The organism is Azospirillum sp. Sh1 (genome assembly GCF_008365135.1).
In the GTDB taxonomy this organism is placed as follows: Bacteria; Pseudomonadota; Alphaproteobacteria; order Azospirillales; family Azospirillaceae; genus Azospirillum; species Azospirillum oryzae.
In genome coordinates this window covers 247635-265588 of sequence record NZ_VTTK01000003.1, presented here as the reverse complement: position 1 = coordinate 265588, position 17954 = coordinate 247635, and the positions used below count along the sequence as shown (strand labels likewise).

16 protein-coding genes are annotated in these 17954 nt (G+C 64.3%); 3 read left to right on the top strand and 13 right to left on the bottom strand.

The genetic code is table 11. The features are described 5' to 3' along the window. A complete protein-coding gene (gene cysC, locus FZ029_RS05740; protein WP_149268356.1) occupies positions 1-1869 on the top strand; it encodes an adenylyl-sulfate kinase in 1869 nt (622 codons plus the stop codon). Positions 1870-1929: 60 nt separating this feature from the next. Here cysC and FZ029_RS05735 read toward each other — a convergent pair whose 3' ends face one another. Beyond that, complete coding sequence (locus FZ029_RS05735) at positions 1930-3159, bottom strand: MFS transporter (RefSeq protein WP_149268355.1); 1230 nt, start codon at positions 3157-3159, stop codon at positions 1930-1932. Between the two features lie 299 nt (positions 3160-3458). Here FZ029_RS05735 and FZ029_RS05730 point away from each other — a divergent pair, with 299 nt between their 5' ends. Continuing rightward, on the top strand, positions 3459-5081 hold the full coding sequence (locus tag FZ029_RS05730; protein ID WP_149268354.1) for an ABC-F family ATP-binding cassette domain-containing protein: 1623 nt from the start codon (positions 3459-3461) through the stop codon (positions 5079-5081). Positions 5082-5350: 269 nt separating this feature from the next. On the opposite strand, the gene FZ029_RS05725 is transcribed toward FZ029_RS05730, so the two are convergent. Then, positions 5351-6394, bottom strand: coding sequence for a lipase family protein (locus FZ029_RS05725; RefSeq protein ID WP_149268353.1), 1044 nt, complete (start codon positions 6392-6394; stop codon positions 5351-5353). 294 nt (positions 6395-6688) lie between these two features. Between FZ029_RS05725 and FZ029_RS05720 the strand changes: the two genes are divergently transcribed. Then, complete coding sequence (locus FZ029_RS05720) at positions 6689-7780, top strand: nitronate monooxygenase (RefSeq protein WP_149268352.1); 1092 nt, start codon at positions 6689-6691, stop codon at positions 7778-7780. Between the two features lie 21 nt (positions 7781-7801). On the opposite strand, the gene FZ029_RS05715 is transcribed toward FZ029_RS05720, so the two are convergent. The 11 genes from FZ029_RS05715 to FZ029_RS05660 form a co-directional block, all read right to left on the bottom strand. Continuing rightward, a complete protein-coding gene (locus FZ029_RS05715; protein WP_149268351.1) occupies positions 7802-8830 on the bottom strand; it encodes a GGDEF domain-containing protein in 1029 nt (342 codons plus the stop codon). Positions 8831-8950: 120 nt separating this feature from the next. Continuing rightward, positions 8951-9487: a pentapeptide repeat-containing protein gene (locus FZ029_RS05710; RefSeq protein ID WP_149268350.1), complete on the bottom strand. Its 537-nt coding sequence runs from the start codon at positions 9485-9487 to the stop codon at positions 8951-8953. Positions 9488-9545: 58 nt separating this feature from the next. Next, the gene (locus FZ029_RS05705; protein WP_149268349.1) at positions 9546-10031 is read right to left on the bottom strand and encodes a thioesterase family protein; all 486 of its coding nucleotides are present in this window, start codon (positions 10029-10031) and stop codon (positions 9546-9548) included. A gap of 402 nt (positions 10032-10433) precedes the next feature. Continuing rightward, positions 10434-10766 (bottom strand): nucleotidyltransferase domain-containing protein, encoded by a 333-nt coding sequence (locus FZ029_RS05695; protein ID WP_149268347.1) that lies wholly within the window; start codon positions 10764-10766, stop codon positions 10434-10436. A gap of 3 nt (positions 10767-10769) precedes the next feature. Then, the gene (locus FZ029_RS05690; RefSeq protein ID WP_149268346.1) at positions 10770-11171 is read right to left on the bottom strand and encodes a HEPN domain-containing protein; all 402 of its coding nucleotides are present in this window, start codon (positions 11169-11171) and stop codon (positions 10770-10772) included. Next, positions 11161-11493 carry a nucleotidyltransferase domain-containing protein gene (locus tag FZ029_RS05685; protein WP_149268345.1) on the bottom strand — a complete coding sequence of 111 codons (333 nt, stop codon included), beginning with the start codon at positions 11491-11493 and terminating at the stop codon, positions 11161-11163. Before FZ029_RS05685 ends, FZ029_RS05690 begins: the two co-directional genes overlap by 11 nt. 67 nt (positions 11494-11560) lie before the next feature. Continuing rightward, positions 11561-15067 carry a methionine synthase gene (gene metH / locus FZ029_RS05680; RefSeq protein ID WP_149268344.1) on the bottom strand — a complete coding sequence of 1169 codons (3507 nt, stop codon included), beginning with the start codon at positions 15065-15067 and terminating at the stop codon, positions 11561-11563. Positions 15068-15095: 28 nt separating this feature from the next. After that, a complete protein-coding gene (locus FZ029_RS05675; RefSeq protein WP_149268343.1) occupies positions 15096-15743 on the bottom strand; it encodes an RloB family protein in 648 nt (215 codons plus the stop codon). Between the two features lie 4 nt (positions 15744-15747). Next, positions 15748-16980 (bottom strand): ATP-binding protein, encoded by a 1233-nt coding sequence (locus tag FZ029_RS05670; protein ID WP_188051823.1) that lies wholly within the window; start codon positions 16978-16980, stop codon positions 15748-15750. Between the two features lie 5 nt (positions 16981-16985). Then, positions 16986-17456 carry a DUF29 domain-containing protein gene (locus tag FZ029_RS05665; RefSeq protein ID WP_188051822.1) on the bottom strand — a complete coding sequence of 157 codons (471 nt, stop codon included), beginning with the start codon at positions 17454-17456 and terminating at the stop codon, positions 16986-16988. A gap of 4 nt (positions 17457-17460) precedes the next feature. Continuing rightward, positions 17461-17934 carry a DUF29 domain-containing protein gene (locus FZ029_RS05660; protein ID WP_149268340.1) on the bottom strand — a complete coding sequence of 158 codons (474 nt, stop codon included), beginning with the start codon at positions 17932-17934 and terminating at the stop codon, positions 17461-17463. Positions 17935-17954 lie beyond the last annotated feature (20 nt).

Genomic DNA, 17954 nt, shown 5'->3' with positions numbered 1-17954 from the left:
ATGCCGCATTCTCAACTTCGCATCGTCATCGTCGGCCATGTCGACCATGGCAAGTCCACGCTGATCGGCCGCCTGCTGAACGACACCGGCAGCCTGCCCGACGGCAAGGTGGAGCAGGTCCGCGAGATGAGCCGCAAGCGCGGCATGCCCTTCGAATGGGCCTTCGTCATGGACGCGCTGCAGGCCGAGCGTGACCAGGGCATCACCATCGACACCACGCAGATCCACTTCAAGACCAAGCAGCGCCCCTACGTCATCATCGACGCGCCGGGCCACACCGAGTTCCTGAAGAACATGGTGACGGGCGCGTCCCAGGCCGACGCCGCCTTGCTGGTGATCGACGCCGACGAGGGCGCGCTGGAACAGTCGCGCCGTCACGCCTTCCTGCTGCATCTGCTGGGCGTGCGTCAGGTCGCGGTCGTCGTCAACAAGATGGACAAGGTCGAGTTCTCCAGCCGCCGCTATGAGGTGGTCGCGCAGGAGATCAAGGACTATCTGGCCGAGTTGGGGCTGCAGCCGAAGGCGGTGATCCCGGTGTCCGCCCGCAACGGCGACAACATCGTCAGCCGCAGCGAGCAGTCGGACTGGTATCTCGGCCCCACGGTGATCGAGCAGCTGGACGCCTTCCGTCCGCAGCAGACCTCGCCCGACCAGCCGCTGCGCTTCCCGCTGCAGGACGTCTACAAGCCGGACGACCGCCGCATCCTGGCCGGCCGCATCGAGAGCGGACGGCTGCGCGTCGGCGACACCCTGCACTTCTCGCCGACGGGTGCCAGCGCCAAGGTGGTCAGCATCGAGGCGTGGAACCATCCCGAGGCGGTGCTGTCGGCCCAGGCCGGGCAGAGCATCGGCATCACGCTGGACAAGCGCATCTTCGCCGAACGCGGCCACATCGCCCACCATCAGGCCGACGCCCCGACGCTGGCCCACCGGCTGAGCGTGCGGCTGTTCTGGCTGGTGTCGGACCCGCTGGTGGTCGGCAAGACCTACACGCTGAAGATCGCGACGGCCGAGCACCGGGTGACGGTGGAGCAGGTGACGGCGGTCATCAATGTGGAGGATCTGTCCAGCACCCCCGGCAAGGCCGTCCGCCGCAACGAGGTGGCGGAGGTGGTGCTGCGCTCCCGCTCGCCGATCGCGCTTGATCTGGCGTCGGACCTGCCGCGCACCGGGCGCGGCGCGCTGATCGACGGCAACGACGTGGTCGGCGGCTGCCTGGTGGTGGAGATCGAGGACGCGGCGGCGGCCAACATCACCGAGGTGTCGCACACCGTCTCGGTGGAGGAACGGTCCCAGGCCAACGGCCACAAGGGCGGCATCGTCTGGTTGACCGGCCTGTCCGGCGCCGGGAAGTCGACGCTGGCGATGGCGCTGGAACGCGCGCTGTTCGACCGCGGCTGGCAGACCTTCGTTCTGGACGGCGACAATGTCCGCAACGGCCTGAACGCCGGGCTGGGCTTCTCGGCCGACGACCGGGCGGAGAACATCCGCCGGGTGGCGGAGACGGCGAAGCTGTTCGCCGACGCCGGCATGGTGGTCATCGCCTCGCTGATCTCGCCGCTGAAGTCCGACCGGGCGCGGGCGCGGGTGATCGGCGGCGAACGCTTCCACGAGGTGTATGTCGCCGCCGACCTCGCCACCTGCGAGGAGCGCGACCCCAAGGGCCTCTACAAGAAGGCGCGCGCCGGCGAGATCGCCGAGTTCACCGGCATCTCGGCTCCCTACGAGGCGCCGGACCAGCCCGAACTGGTGATCGACACCGACACGCTGAGCCGCAGCGAGGCACTGGCCCAGCTGCTGGACTATGTGGATGAGACCTTGGGAAAGAACAGCCTGAAGTCGGAGAAAGAGCTGACCTATGTGATCTGAGGGTCGGCTGCCACAAGGTGAAGCTTCGGGCGCGGGGGAAAGACCGCGCCCGAAGTGTTTTCAAGCTACCTTGCGGTCCTGGCGACAAACCGCCGTGACGATCAGCGCCACGGTCGCCAGCGCGAGCGGCACGAAGGAGATGCGCAGGACGGTGTCCCAGCCGTAACTCGTCAGCAGGCTGCCCGAGGCGAAGGAGCCGAAGGCCATGGTGCCGAAGACGAGGAAGTCGTTCAGCGACTGCACCCGCGTCTTCTCCTCCGGCCGGTGGCAGTCCAGCACCAGGGCGGACGCCCCGAGGAAGCCGAAGTTCCACCCCACCCCCAGCAGGATCAGGCTGATCCAGAAATGAGCGACGTCCTGCCCGGCCAGCCCGACGGCCGAGGCCGCGGCGATCAGCGTCAGTCCGGCGGCGACCATCCGCGGGGAGCCGAAGCGGCCGATCAGCCGTCCGGTGAAGAAGCTGGGGGCGTACATGGCGATGACGTGCCATTGCAGGCCGAGGTTGGCCGATTCCTGCGGCAGGCCGCACAGCCGCATCGCCAGCGGAGCGGCCGTCATCAGGAAGTTCATCAGCAGGTAGGACACCACGCCGCAGATCACCGCGGTGATGAAACGGGGCTGGCGCAGGATGGCGCCCAGCGGCCGGCCGCCGGCGACCTCAGCCGCGGTCGGCTTCGGCAGACGGACGCCCATCAGGACGAGCGCCGACAGCGCCGCGACGGCGGCCTGCGCGATGTAGGTCGCGGCGAACAGGTGGGGCGGCCACAGAGTCATGGTGTGGGTGACCAGTTGCGGCCCGACCACCCCGGCGACCACGCCCCCCGCCATCACCGCCGACATGGCGCGCGGCCGGCGCTCCGCCGAGGTGCAGTCGGCGGCGGCAAAGCGGAAGGACAGCACCACGGCGGCATAGGCTCCACCGGGAATCATCGCTGCGCAGAACAGCCAGAACGACCCGAGCAGGATGGCGAGCGACGACAGCAACCCGACCAGCACGCCGCATCCGGTCCCCGCCAGGAAGGCGGCACGACGGCCGAAGCGCCGGGCGATGGTCCCGGCCGGCAGGGTGCAGACCGCCATTCCCACCACGAAGATGGAGATCGGCAGGGTCGCCAGCGCCGGGTTGGGGCCCAGCGTGTTGCCGACGATGGCGCCGGTCGCATAGACGACGATCGCGTTGGCACCGGCAAGCGCCTGCGCGATCACCAGCCGGGCGATGTTGCCAAACTCATGTGCCTGGGGGACCTGGGACGCAGGTTCGATCCGGGCGGTGGCTTCGGCTTGCGACATGGGGCTCCTCGGACGACGCGGCGGCGGGTGGCGCCGACGGGTCGGCCGCCCCAGCATTAGCGGCGCGGCGGCATCAACAGAAATGGTTTGTCCGCATGGTTCGAATGATCGGGTGACATGAATGCTGGAGTTGCGGAAGTTTCACGATCTAGTGGGGAGGAGGTGTTGGCGCACCACCTCGCCAGCTTCCTGGCACCAAGAAGGCAAACTGGACGGGAGCAAAGCGACTCTGGACTCTGCCGCGACGCCTATCCTGTGGCATAAGGGCCGCCTACACGCCCCAAGGACCCCTGTCGCCCATGATCCGCTTCGATAACGTCAGCAAGCAGAACGGCCACCGTATCTTGTTCCTGGAGGCCTCCGCGGCGCTCAATCGCGGCGAGAAGATCGGGCTCGTGGGTCCGAATGGTGCCGGCAAGACCACCCTGTTCCGCATGATCACCGGCGAGGAACAGCCGGACGGCGGTCAGGTCGCCATCGAGAAGCAGGTCAGCATCGGCTATTTCAACCAGGATGTCGGCGAGATGTCCGGCCGCTCCGCCGTGGCGGAGGTGATGGACGGCGCCGGCCCGGTCAGCGTCGTCGCCGCCGAATTGGCGGAGCTGGAAGCCGCCATGGCCGACCCCGACCGCGCCGACGAGATGGACGCCATCATCGAACGCTACGGCGAGGTGCAGGCCCGCTTCGACGAGCTGGGCGGCTATGAGCTGGAGGGCAAGGCGCGCGAGGTGTTGGCCGGTCTCAGCTTCAGCCAGGAGATGATGGACGGCGACGTCGGCGGCCTGTCGGGCGGCTGGAAGATGCGCGTGGCGCTGGCCCGCATCCTGCTGATGCGCCCCGACGCCATGCTGCTTGACGAGCCCAGCAACCATCTGGACATCGAAAGCCTGATCTGGCTGGAAGGCTTCCTGAAGGGGTATGAGGGCGCCCTGCTGATGACCTCGCACGACCGCGAGTTCATGAACCGCATCGTCACCAAGATCATCGAGATCGACGGCGGAACGCTGACCAGCTATTCCGGCGACTATGCCTTCTATGAGAAGCAGCGGGCGCTGAAGGAGAAGCAGCAGGAGGCGCAGTTCGAACGGCAGCAGGCGATGCTGGCGAAGGAGCTGAAGTTCATCGAGCGCTTCAAGGCCCGCGCCTCGCACGCCTCCCAGGTGCAGAGCCGGGTGAAGAAGCTGGACAAGATCGAACGCTTCGAGCCGCCCAAGCGCCGTCAGGTGGTGACCTTCGACTTCCCGCCGGCCCCGCGCTCCGGCGACGACGTGGCGGTTCTGAAGAACGTCCACAAGGGCTATGGCAGCCGCGCCATCTATGAGGGGCTGGACCTGACCATCCGCCGCAAGGAACGCTGGTGCGTGATGGGCGTCAACGGCGCCGGCAAATCGACCCTGCTGAAGCTGATCGCCGGCGCGACCGAACCGGACAGCGGCAGCGTCACCGTCGGCGGCAGCGTCAAGATGGGCTATTTCTCGCAGCATGCGATGGAGCTTCTGGACGGCGACCAGACCATCTTCGAATCGCTGGAGGCGCATTTCCCGCAGGCCAGCCAGGGGTCGCTGCGTGCGCTTGCCGGCTGCTTCGGTTTCTCCGGCGACGATGTGGAGAAGAAGTGCCGGGTGCTGTCGGGCGGCGAGAAGGCCCGTCTGGTGATGGCGATCATGCTGTTCAACCCGCCCAACTTCCTGGTGCTGGACGAGCCGACCAACCACCTGGACCTCGACACCAAGCAGATGCTGATCCAGGCGCTGGCGGCGTATGAGGGCACGATGCTGTTCGTGTCGCACGACCGCCATTTCCTGGCGGCATTGTCCAACCGCGTGCTGGAACTGACGCCGGAAGGCATCCACCAGTATGGCGGCGGCTACACCGAATATGTGGAGCGCACCGGGCAGGAGGCACCGGGACTGCGCAGCTGATTGAGAGGAGCGTCACGCCCCGCTGCGGGCGGGCCACCATGCCGGCAAAATGACGAGGAAGGTGCGGCACACGGAAAAATCAATGCCTGGAGTTCGTCTGGCGCTTTGGTGGACACCTGACGAACTCCAGGCAAACGATACCATTGCTGTGTCCCACGGATCAGAGATCAGCATAGGTTTGCTGGTGGGAAGCTCGCTTGCCCCGACAAACAACCACGATCTGCCTGTCGCTCCCAAAGAACCTTGGATGGCTCGGCTGCTCCGGGAACTCACTGCGTGCTGATGTTCTCACTGATCAACAGCGACTTGTCGTTCCCATCCTGCCGGCATGAAGATGCATCCGGGAAAAAGGGAGACGGATGTTTGGACAAAGTGACAAGCCGTCTATCATAAGACAGCATGGCATGCCCAATGTCCTTTTTGCCGAACGCATCTTTCAAGGTATCGACGAAGATTGGCAGAAATTTCCTTTCAATATCCACACCTCCTGTCGTCATCCAGAATTTACCGCTATCCATCAGCAAGACCGGTCGGCCGAGATGCTGATAGTCATCAGTCGCGGTTCCATCGAAGAACTCAACTCTGATCAGCGACTTTAGAATGTTTTCCTTGGTGGGAAGGATGGGAACGACATCATCACAATTGACGATCCGATAGACCCGCTTATCGGCAAAATGGCTCCAGCCGACGACAGTCTGGTTTGTAAACAGCTTTGGTTGCCCGAAGGTGTATACGCTGAATTTCTCGGGCGGATGGTCGTTGCGTGAATAAACGTACATACTCACAAGCAATGCCGCAGCTCCTCCCATCGAATGGCCGGTAAATGTAAGTGAATAGCCATTCTTCATACGCGGCAAAAGGTCATGATAGACAGCTTGGGCGTACTTCTGAAATCCAACGTGCACTGGCACATTGAGATACGGATCAATTGGGTGGCGTGTCCCGATGTCGGTCAACACATCACCAGGTATAAGCCTATTTGGATCGTTTAAATTTGTACCACGGATCGCAATCGTTTGCCGCTTTTCTACGTCATCCGTCTCAATAATGTAGAGGCCCTGATAGCCTCGTTTAGGTATGATATCCACACAATGAACTTGTATCCGTTGAGCACCATACGGGTTTTGTTGACAATTTGCATCATATGTCGCAGCCGCGAGCGTTTTATGATGGTTAATTTCCTCAGAGACGTTGTTGTAATTTTTCAACATCTCAACCTTTTCGTCAGGAGGAATTGTCGGTTGCTGTATACCAGCGCATCCAGCCACGACGATGGCGAGAACGGAGGGTAAGGCTTTCCAGGTTTTTACCATCTTTTGGCCCCCTATTCAGATATAGAACACCTATAGCGAGATAATGATGTGCTATTTATAAACCTAGTTTGCGGCCTCTACAATTCGCTTCATCGATCATTTGCGCCAAGCAACAGTCGCTAGCCACTTCTCATCGGCTTTCCCGCTACCAATTGATGGATGGGATTGTCCTTGTCCCCTGTCCGGACGCGCTTCCCTTCACTCCAAGTGAACGCCCCCTTCAGAACAAGTCATTGGTCGTGAAGGACGCCAGGGCGTAGCATCACCTCACTTGTCGAAGCGACGGAGGCGGAGATGCCCTCTCACACGGACTTCCTTGAACGGCTGGGGCTGCGGTCGCCGGTGATCCAGGCGCCGATGGCAGGCGGTGGCGACACCGCGGCGCTGGTGGCGGCGGTCAACGAGGCCGGCGGGCTGGGCTTCGTCGGCGCCGCCTATCTTACCCCGGCACAGATCGCCGAGCGGGCGCGCGACATCCGCGACCGCACCGCCCTGCCCTTCGGTATCAACCTGTTCGCGCCGACGCCGGCGCCCGGACCAGCGCCGATGATGGCCGAGGCGATGGCCCGCGTGGCAGGCTTCCACGCCGAGCTTGGGTTGCCGGAGGCGGAGGAACCCGCTTACACCGGCGATGCGTTCGACCGGCAGATGGCGGCCGTGTTGGACAGCGGGGCGGCCTTCTACAGCGTCACCTTCGGGCTGCCGCCGGCCGACAGCGTCGCCGCGGCCAAGGCGCGCGGCATCCGGGTGCTGGGCACCGCGACCACGGTGGCGGAGGCGGTGGCTCTGGAACGGGTCGGCGTCGATGCGGTGATCGCCCAGGGCGGCGAAGCGGGCGGGCATCGCGGCAGCTTCATGGGCGATGCCTGGGAGGATCGGGGGGCCAATCTGGTCGGCACGATGGCGCTGGTGCCGCAGGTGGCCGATGCGGTGGGCGTGCCGGTGATCGCGTCGGGCGGCATCATGGATGGGCGCGGCATAGCGGCGGCGCTGGCGTTGGGTGCGACGGCGGTGCAGATGGGCACCGTCTTCCTGACCACCGACGAGGCCGGCATTCCGGAGGCGCACAAGGCGGCCATCCTGGCGGCGCGGGAGGACCAGACCCGCATCACCCGCGCCTTCTCCGGCCGGCCGGCGCGCGGCATCGTCAACCGCTTCATGGAGGCGGTGGAGGACCCGGACGCGCCCGACGCGGTATTGCCCTTCCCCTTGCAGAACACGCTGACCCGGCCGCTGCGCACCGCCGCAGGCAAGGCCGGCCGGGCGGAGTTCCTGTCGCTGTGGGCCGGTCAGGGGCTGGGGCTGGCGCGGCGGCGGCCGGCCGGGGAACTGGTGGCGGAATTGCTGCGCGGGACCGAGGCGGTACGTCGGCAGCTGGCCGGCTGACCGCCTGTCGAGCGGGGCTGCTCAGCCGGCCTCGACCGAAACGCGGTTGCGGCCGCCGCGCTTGGCGGCATAGAGCGCCTGATCGGCGCGGCGGACCAGCGTCATCGCCGGTTCGCCGGGGCGGAACTGGGCGACGCCGACCGACAGGGCGACGGTGCCGTAATTGGCGTTGCGCGCCTTGTTCACGATCTGGCGTCCGCCGACGAAGGTCCGCACCTGCTCCGCCAGCTTGATGGCGTTTTCCAGGCTGGTGCGCGGCAGGATGATCGCGAACTCCTCGCCGCCATAGCGGGTGGCGGTGTCGCGGCCCTTGATGCATTCGGTCAGCATGCGGGCGACCAGCTTCAGCACATGGTCGCCGACCAGATGGCCGTGGGTGTCGTTGAAGGCCTTGAAATGGTCGATGTCGACCATCAGCAGCGACAGCGGCTGCTCGTCGCGCACGGAGGCCTCCATCGCCTCCTGCAGCATCTGGTCGAAGGCCTTGCGGTTGCCGATGCCGGTCAGCCCGTCGGTCAGCGCCTCGCGCCGGGCGCTGTCCAGGCTGACCCGCATCTCCGCCAACTGCTGGCTCGATTCCTGAAGCTGGGACTGCAGGGCGGCCTGGCGGTCGACGATCTCCCTGGTTTCCGCGGCGATGGCGGCGATCATGGCGCGCAGTTCCGGCAGGCTGAGCGGCTGGTCCAGTTCTTCCCGGAAACCGGACAGGGCGTTGCCGTAGCGCTCCGTCTCCGACCCGACATTGCCCAGCTGTTCCAGGATGCGGCCCAACGCGAAACGCGCCTTGTCGGAGGTCTCGCGGATCGCCTGCGCTTCCGCATCGGTGGCGAAGAAGCGCTTATACAGCTCGTCGCACAGGGTTTGCGAAACGGCCAGCCCGTCCCGTCGCGCCACATCGACGGCGCGGGTCAGATCGGGGTTGTTCCCGCTGAAATAGACGTACCACAGCGTGAAATTTTCCGGGGTGGGCGGCAGCCCGTCGGACAGCATCCGCTCCATGGCCTTTGCGGCGAGGCCGCTGGAACGCTCTAAATCCTCCGCGGTTGCCACGACTGCCGTCCGTTCAAAAATCATTCGGTTTCGAACGGTACGCGGCGCAAGCCCTTACGGCAAGAAGGTTTTTGGCGGCACGACGAGATGATGCAAACGGTTTGATTGCACATCATCCGATTAGTTGCACTGGCCGACCGAGCTTTCCGCACAGATGTGCGTGCCGTCGGTCCAGCGGGCGCCCGACAGGTCGGCATGGCGCAGGTCGGTGCCGGACAATCGGGCACCGGTCAGGTCGGCCCGCGCCAGCGATGCGCCCACCATCTTGGCGTTGCGCAGGTCGGCCTCGCGGAAGCTGGCGCCGGTCAGGTCGGCGCGGGTGAAGTCCGCCTCGATCAGCCGTGCCTTGTCGAACACCGCGCCTGGGGCCGTGGTGCTGATGAACTTGGCGCGATAGCCGTCGGCGTCGGTCAGCTTCGCCTCCCCCAGCGTGGCGCGCTGAAAGGTCGCATCGCGCAGCATGGCGCCGCTGAGGTCGACACCGGTCAGCGTCTGCCCCTCCAGCGAGCAGCGGCGCCAATTGACCTTCGGCTTCGCCGCCTCCGTGCAATCGGCCAGCGCCGGCCCGGCGGAAAGGACGGCCAGGACGGCGGCTGCGGCGAAGAGGATGCCGGAACGGTGACGGGGGCGGATCGGCTGGACGGATGCGGTCTTCATTCTTCGATAGATGGGGCCAGCAACCGTCAACTCAACCACCCGGACGCCATCGACCGGTCTATGGCCCCTCCAGCCGGGCCACCGCCCGTCCGGCCTGCGGCGGCCGGGGATGGGCGGCATGGGCCGTGGTCTGTTCGGTCAGCGCCGCGGCGACGGCGGGCGGGAACGGGCCGGTCTTGCGGGTGCCGAGGTCGACATGCAGCAGCATGAACTCCGCCGTCGCCGCCAGCCACCCTTCCTCCGCATGCCGCATCTCGTGGAACAGGTGCAGACGCTTGGCATCGGTGCCGAGCAGCAGCGACCCGAAGCGCAGCGGCGTTCCCTCCGTCACCTCGCGGGCGTAGGTCAGGTGGGCATCGACGACGAAGACCGACCGGTTCTCCGCCGCCACATAGGCCTTGCCGATCCCGAACCGGTCGAGCACGGCGTCGGTCGCATGGTCGAAGGCCAGCAGGTAATAGGCGACGTTCATGTGCCCGTTGTAGTCGATCCACTCCGGGCGGACGGTCTCGTGGTGGAGGGTCAGGGGGGTGGTGGGGGCCATGGAGGAGATCCGGTACCGGCTGAAAGGAAAAGAGAAACGCTATGCAGCGTCGATTCTATCTCATCCAACCACCCGAGTACCTCCGCGGTAGTCGGCTCATCGGACACGTCGCCCGCTTCGCCTGGATATCGGTACAAGGTGGCGAAGGCGGTGAAGCGCCCGAGAGTCGATAGGATTGGCCGCATTGGCAGATCACGCGGAATGCGCATGACGAGTGCATCGATATCGTGGGTACGGGGCACGTCCAGGTCCAACCAGACCAACACCGCCTTGACCAACTTCTCCGCAGCCTGCTGACAATGGTACGTGGCAGCTGTGACGATGGGGTTGGGGACGGACAGGCAAGCACGGCCGGCACGCAGGTCGACAGATGCCGATTCCAGCCATGCGTCGGGCCCAACCCTAAGCCCCATAGACCCGCACCCCTTCATGCGTGGCCTTGTAACTCAGCGTGCCGACCTGATCCTTGTTCGCTTCGAAAAAAGAACGCCGGCATGGCACGATATCTGCTGGAATACCGGTCCCGGACTTGGCCGCATGGGCGAACACGGCCGACCGCCGCTCCTTCGGCGCATCGTCCGGCACGATCACCAGCAGGTCGTAATCGCTGTCCTCGTCGAAGTCGCCGCGGGCCCGGCTGCCGAACAGGTAGACGGCTTCCGGCTCCAGGGCCGGCACGATGCGGTCCAGCAGGAGTTGCAGCTTTTCGTCGTTCCGTGCGTCGAAGGTGGCCATCGTCTATGCCCTCGCCTCCAGAAAAGCGGCGACCGTTGCACGCGCCTGTTCGATTTCGGCCAGCCAGCGGGATACATCGTCGGGATCGGGTTCGTCCGGTGGGCTGTCGAAAATATCCATGCTCGGGTAGCGGAAGACCGCGGCGAAGATGGTGAAGCGCTCCAACGGCAGCAAGGTCGCACGCAAGGGGTGGTCCGGCGGCACATCGTCCAACAATGCGACGATGCTGTGTTGCTTGCGCGGATGGCGGCCGAGCGAGACCAAGACCGCCTTGACCAGTTTCTCCGCCGCCTGCTGGCAATGGTAGGCCGCCGACTTGACCGCCGAGCCGACGAGGCAGGCGCGGATTGCGCGAATATCCTCGTCCACCACCGCCAGCCAGGCCGCGACCACCCTATCGACCATAGACCTGCATCCCGAAGTGGTTGGCCTCGTAACAGAGCGTCCCCACCGAATTCTTGTAGCGTTCGAAGCCGGTGCGGGAGCAGGGAATGATGTCGGCCGGGACCCGGGATTGCCGGCTCGCCTCGAAGGCGGTGGCCATGGACCGCCGTTCCTTCGGCGCATCGTCCGGCACGATCACCAGCAGGTCGTAATCGCTGTCCTCATGGAAATCGCCGCGCGCCCGGCTGCCGAACAGGTAGACGGCTTCCGGCTCCAGGGCCGGGACGATCCGGTCCAGCAGGAGTTGCAGCTTTTCGTCGTTCCGTGCGTCGACCGTGCCCATGGAAATCCTCCGCTGCCCATCCTAACACGGAACGGGCGGCGGAGGATCATCCCTCAGGCAGTGGGCGTCACACCGAGAAGTACTTGGCCCGCGGGTGGTGCAGGACGATGGCGGACGTGCTCTGCTCCGGATGCAGTTGGTCCTCGTCCGACATCTCGATGCCGATGCGGCCGGCGTCGAGCAGCTTCAGCAGCTGTTCCTGGTCCTTCAGGTTCGGGCAGGCGGGATAGCCGAAGCTGTAGCGGCTGCCGCGGTAGGACTGCTGCAGCAGCTTCTCCTTGTCGCGGCTGTCCTCGGCGCCGTAGCCCAGTTCCGCACGGATGCGGGCGTGGACATATTCCGCCATCGCCTCGGTCATCTCCACCGACAGGCCGTGCAGGTAGAGATAATCCTGATAGCGGTTCTCGGCGAACCACTCGCGCGCCACCTCGGCGCAATGCTGGCCCATGGTGACGACCTGGAGGCCGAGCACGTCGCGTTCCGGATCGGTCACGTCGCGCAGGAAGTCGGCGATGCACTCGCCATCCTCCTTGGCCTGACGCGGCAGCGAGAAGCGGGCGGCCTCGGTGGTGCCGTCCTCCTCGAACAGGATGACGTCGTTGCCGTCGGCGGCCGCCTTCCAATAGCCGTAGACGGCGGTCGGGCGCAGGATTTCCTCCTTCGCCGCGATCTGGAGGATGCGGTCGAGCACCGGCCGCAGCTCCTTCTTCGACCACTCCTTGAATTCCTCGAAGGACTTGCCGTCCTTCCGGTAGCCCCATTGCAGCTGGTAGAGCATCCGCTCGTTCAGATAGGTGACCAGCGTCTTCAGCGGCACATGGTCGATCAGCTTCGGCCCCCAGAAGGGCGGGGTCGGCACCGGCACGCCCTCGGCCAGCCGGTGACGGCGGGCGCGGACGGCGTCCTTGTCCACCGGTCCGGTGGCGGCGCTGGTCGCCTGCCCCAGCACGCGGCGGCGGTTGGTCGCCTTGCCGGCGCGCTTGGCCTGCTGGATGGCGAGCTGCTGGTCGAAGCTGCCCTCCACCACCTTGTCCATCAGGGTCAGCCCGTCGAAGGCATCGCCGGCATAGGCGACGCGGCCGGAGCCGTAGGACGCCACGCAGTCGCCCTCGACATAGGCGCGGGTCAGGGCGGCGCCGCCGAGCAGGACCGGCACCTCCAGCCCCTCGCGGGTCATCTCCTCCAGGTTCTCGCGCATCACCACGGTGGACTTCACCAGCAGGCCGGACATGCCGATGGCGGTCGCCTTGTGCTCTTTGGCAGCCTGGATGATGGCGGTCACCGGCTGCTTGATGCCGAGGTTGACGACCTTGTAGCCGTTGTTGGTCAGGATGATGTCGACGAGGTTCTTGCCGATGTCGTGGACGTCGCCCTTCACGGTGGCGAGCACCAGGGTGCCCTTCTGCTGGCCCTCCACCTTCTCCATGTGCGGCTCCAGCCACGCCACGGCGGCCTTCATCGTCTCGGCCGACTGCAGCACGAAGGGAAGCTGCATCTTGCCGGCGCCGAACAGCTCGCCCACCACCTTCATGCCGTCGAGCAGGTAGGTGTTGATGATCTCCAGCGGCGGATGGGTCTTCATCGCCTCGGCCAGATCGTCCTCCAGGCCGGTGCGGTCGCCGTCGACGATGCGCTCTTTCAAGCGCTCCTCGACCGTCTCGGCGCGGGCCTTCTTCTTGGCGTCGGCAGCCTTGCGGCCCTCGAACAGGGCGATGAAGGCCTGGAGCGGGTCGTAGCCGCCATCTCCATTGTCGGGCGCACGGCGGTCGAAGATCAGATCCTCGGCGGTCTTGACCTCCTTCTCGGGGATCTGGTGCAGCGGCAGGATCTTGGAGACATGGACGATGGCGCCCGTCATCCCCTTCTTCACCGCATGGTCGAGGAAGACCGAGTTCAGCACATGGCGCGCCGCCGCGTTCAGGCCGAAGGAGACGTTGGACAGGCCCAGGATGATCTGGCAGCCGGGCATCTCGCGGGCGATGGCCTCGATGCCCTCCAGCGTCCAGATGGCGAGCTTGCGGTCGTCCTCGTTGCCGGTGGCGATGGTGAAGGTCAGCGGGTCGAACAGCAGGTCGGACGGGGCGAGGCCGTACTCGTTCACCGCCAGATCATAGAGCCGCTTGGCGATCTCCAGCTTGCGGTCCGGCGTCTTCGCCATGCCCTCTTCATCGATGGTCAGGGCGATGACGGCGGCGCCGAACTTCTTGGCAAGCGCCAGACGCAGCCTCGCCGGCTCCTCGCCGTCCTCGAAGTTGATCGAGTTCAGGATCGCCTTGCCGCCATAGAGCGCCAGCGCCTGTTCCAGCACCTTGTACTCGGTCGAATCGATCACCAGCGGCGCCGTCACCGACCCGGAGAAGCGGGAGATCACCGAGTTCATCTCCGCCACCTCGTCGCGGCCGACGAAGGCGGTGCAGACGTCCAGCGAGTGGCTGCCCTCCTTCACCTGCTCACGCGCCATCTCGACGCAGCCGTCCCAGTCGTTCTTCTCCTGCAGCTCGCGCCACTTCTTGGAGCCGTTGGCGTTGCAGCGCTCGCCGATGGCGAAGAAGGCGTTCTCCTGGCGCAGCGTGACCTGGGAGTAGAGCGAGGCCACCGCCGGCACCCAATGGACGGTGCGGCCCTTCGGCGCCGGGCGGTGCGAGCCGGCCGGGGCCAGCTTGCGCAGCATCTGGTTCGCCGCGGCGATGTGGGGCACGTTGGTGCCGCAGCAGCCGCCGACGAGGTTCACCCCGTCCTCCGACACGAAGCGCTCCAGCCAATGGGCGAAATCGTCGGCGCGGAGCGGGTAATGCGTCTTGCCGTCCACCAGTTCGGGCAGGCCGGCGTTCGGCTGGACCGAGATCAGGCCCGGCCAGTTCTGCGACAGCCAGCGCACATGCTCGCTCATCTCCAGCGGGCCGGTGGCGCAGTTCAGCCCCATCAGCGGCACGTCCAGCGCCTGGATGACGGTGGCGGCGGCGGCGATGTCGGTGCCTACCAGCAACGTGCCGGTGGTCTCCACCGTGACCTGCACGAAAACGGGAGTGTCGGACTTGGCCTCTGCCCGCGCGCGCTTGATGCCGTTGACGGCGGCCTTGATCTGCAGGGGATCCTGGCAGGTCTCCACCAGGATGGCGTCGGCCCCGCCGGCGATCAGGCCGGCGGCCTGGACATAGAAGCTGTCCTCCGCCGGCTGGTAGGCGATGTGGCCCAGGCTGGGCAGCTTGGTGCCCGGCCCGATGGAGCCGATGACGAAGCGCGGCTGGCCGTCCTTGAAGCTTTCCGCCGCCTCGCGCGCCAGCTCGACGGCGCGCTGGTTGATCTCGAAGGCCTTCTCGGAGATGCCGAACTCGCCCAGCGTCACCGGCGAGGCGCCGAAGGTGTCGGTCTCCACCATGTCGGCGCCGGCTTCGAAATAGCCGCGATGGATATCGCGGACGATGTCGGGGCGCGACAGGGGCAGGATGTCGGTGCAGTTCTCGTGCCCCCAGTAATCCTTCTCGACGTCGAGGTCGAGCGCCTGGATGCGGCTGCCGAACCCGCCGTCGCAAAGCAGAACGCGGTCACGCAGGGTGTCGAGGATGTGGGGCATGGGAAACTAATTCCTCAAGGAGCAAGGTTCAGCGGCAGGTGACGGTTCGGTCGGAACCACGAATTTCTTCCAGCAGCACAAAAACGTCGGTGGAGGGATTGCCGTTCGCTTTTCCCTCACCCTCACGTTCACGCAGACTGCGTTCGGCATTCTTCTTAGCGGTATCGTAGCGTTCTTTCATCAGCGAATGGTCGAACACCGGATTGTCGCTGTGGTGATATTTGGGCAGATGGTTGCGCAACATCTTCTGTAGTGCATGCCGGTCGATCTGGCTGTCGTACCATTGGAAATGGAATAACGCCCAGATCTCAAAGCACGGATTGGAAAAGCCGACGGGAATGCCCAGGTCGCGCGCCTGCTTGCGGGCGTCATGCACCCGTTCATGGCTGTCCCGGTCGAACAGGCACCAGACCTCGTCATTGGCGCGCAGCGAATCCCGCCGGGCCTGCCTACGAATCTGGTCGCGCCGATTCTTTGCGAGTTCCACCAGATCCTTGGGATCGCCCAATCCGCCACGCGCCTCGACCTGGATGCGCGGGTTCCTCCAGGTATCGGCGAAGGAGCGCAGATAGTCCGGTTCCGTCCTTTCACCTTCGCAGAAGACGACGATGGTCTTCTCCGGCGTGACCTTTGCGGCCGATCTGCCGAGTGCGGGCAGCGAGCGTTTGGGCACCATCGCCTCAACCCTCCCCACCGATCAGGGACCGCCAGGGCGGCAGGAAGGGAATGGCGCCGAAGCGCCCCGCCAGATAGCCCGCTTCGATGTCGTCGGTCGGCTTGGTCTTGAAGTCGCTCAACGGGTAGCAGTGCGTTGCCCCGCCCTTGTCCTTCTCGGTGAGCCAAACTTGATCGCGCCGAAGCACATCGGTTGATAGCAGGTTCGTGTCGTGTGTGGTGAATAGAAGCTGAGCACCTTTGGGGTTGGTCTTCGGATCCATGAAGAGGCGGATGATCGCACGTGACAACATGGTATGCAGACTGGCATCAAGCTCGTCAATACAAAGACATGATCCTGTTCGAAGCGCCATTAGAGCAGGACCCGATAAATTAAACAAACGAATCGTCCCATGACTTTCTTGATTCTTTTTGAAATAGTCGTCGGGCTTTGCCATGGTATGGCGAAAGATCGGCTCCTGCCGATATGACGTTGAGTTTTTTGACTCATCAAATACATTAAAGTATGTTGATGTGGTCCGTTCGATTTTTATGTCCTCAATGCCCGAATCGGCATTTGCAAGAAGCTTATTAACGTCACTCCATATCGCCTCATCATAAGCAAGCGAAAGGGTTTCGTCGCTTTCCTGATCCGGATAATTGAAATCAATTTTTCTGGAAAAAAAATTGTGTATCCCCTCCATTTCGGAGTTCTTTCCTTGCATAAGCAGGGTTAACGCAAGAACATTCTCTCGCTCGAATCCTGCTTTTTTAATCGCCTGCCCTTGATCTCTGATTTTCCCCCGGTATTGGGAGGTACCTTCTGCATCGCGATGAAGCCATACACGGGGACCGCTTTTGGAAGTTGCTATGAGCCACTCCTCAAGCACAGCCTTATCATCGCAGACAAAGCCGTAGTGATAACGAACACCTCCCACCAAAAAATCGATTTCGAACGACGACGCCTGATCCTTCAAAGCAAAATCCAATAGGAATGGCTGTCGATTGATTCCCGAATTCCACTCAAACTGAGAAAACAGAACTCCCCTCTGAAAAAATTCTAGTGCTTTCAACATATTGGACTTGCCCGAGGCATTCGCTCCATACAACGCTACCACCGGCAGGACACGCTCCTTCGACAGGCCATCCACAGTACGTGCAGCCTCGTCATGCTCCTTCACATGCTTGGCGGCAGTGAACAGGATCTCCTGCTTCTCCTTGATGGAGCGGAAATTGGAGCAAGCAAAACGGAGCAGCATGACCCTCAAGTCTCCAATCGATGCAGTTTCACGGGCCACCAGTCGGTCGCCAGGACTTGCTTGAACGTGTAAGGGCATTCGGCCGGCAAGGGGCCGCTTCCCGTTTGAGCGATGTCATCCGACAGAAGTTGCGCCGCGCTTTCGTAAAGCTCGGCCGGATCGACCCTGGCCGGCAGGCTTGGACTGTCCTTGAGGATCTGTTCGGCGCGGAAGCGCTCATACAGGATCGAAGAGCGGAACTCACGGTCGCTGTCAGCATCAGGAATATACTGGTATCGCAACAGTCCGGCGATGACTTGGCGAAGGTGCTGTTTGGCATCACGCACATCCCGCCGGCCGATACTCTCGACCTCCTCGGCCAGATTGGCGAAATCCAGGGACGACGACACCTTCCCTCCGGCCGCCTCGCGCAGAAGGCGCGCCTGCTCCTCGGTCCAGGCGAGGAAGTCCGTGTCGTATCCGATCCGGCTGTCCATGGCGTCAGCCCTCCAGCCCATGGCGGTTCACCGGCCACCAGTCGGGATTTCGCAGGTCCTCCAGGGCGTATGGGCATTCCTTCGGCAGCGTGTCGATGGCGATGCTGTCGTCCTGGCAGGCGTCGTCGCGGCCGTCCAGCCACGCCTTCTCCAGGATCTCGGCGGGCCAGCGCTGCAGGCTCGGATGTTCATCCAGCTTGTCCTGCAGATGGCGGCGGGCCTTGGTCGCGGAGATCCGCCACTTCCGGCGCGGGTAGGGATCGGGCGAATGCTCCAGCTTCAGAAGATGCTCGATCACCGTCGCCAGATGACTGCGGATCGCGTCCTTGACCTGACCGCCCATGATATCGAGTTCCTCGGCGATGTGCTCCCAGTCGATGGGCGAGTTGGAGCGCTCGGTCGCCGCTTCGCGCAGCAGCCGCGCCTGTTCCCGGGTCCAGGCGTAGAAGTCCGTGTCGTGTCCGATCCGGCTGTCCATGGCATCGACCTTCCGCGATA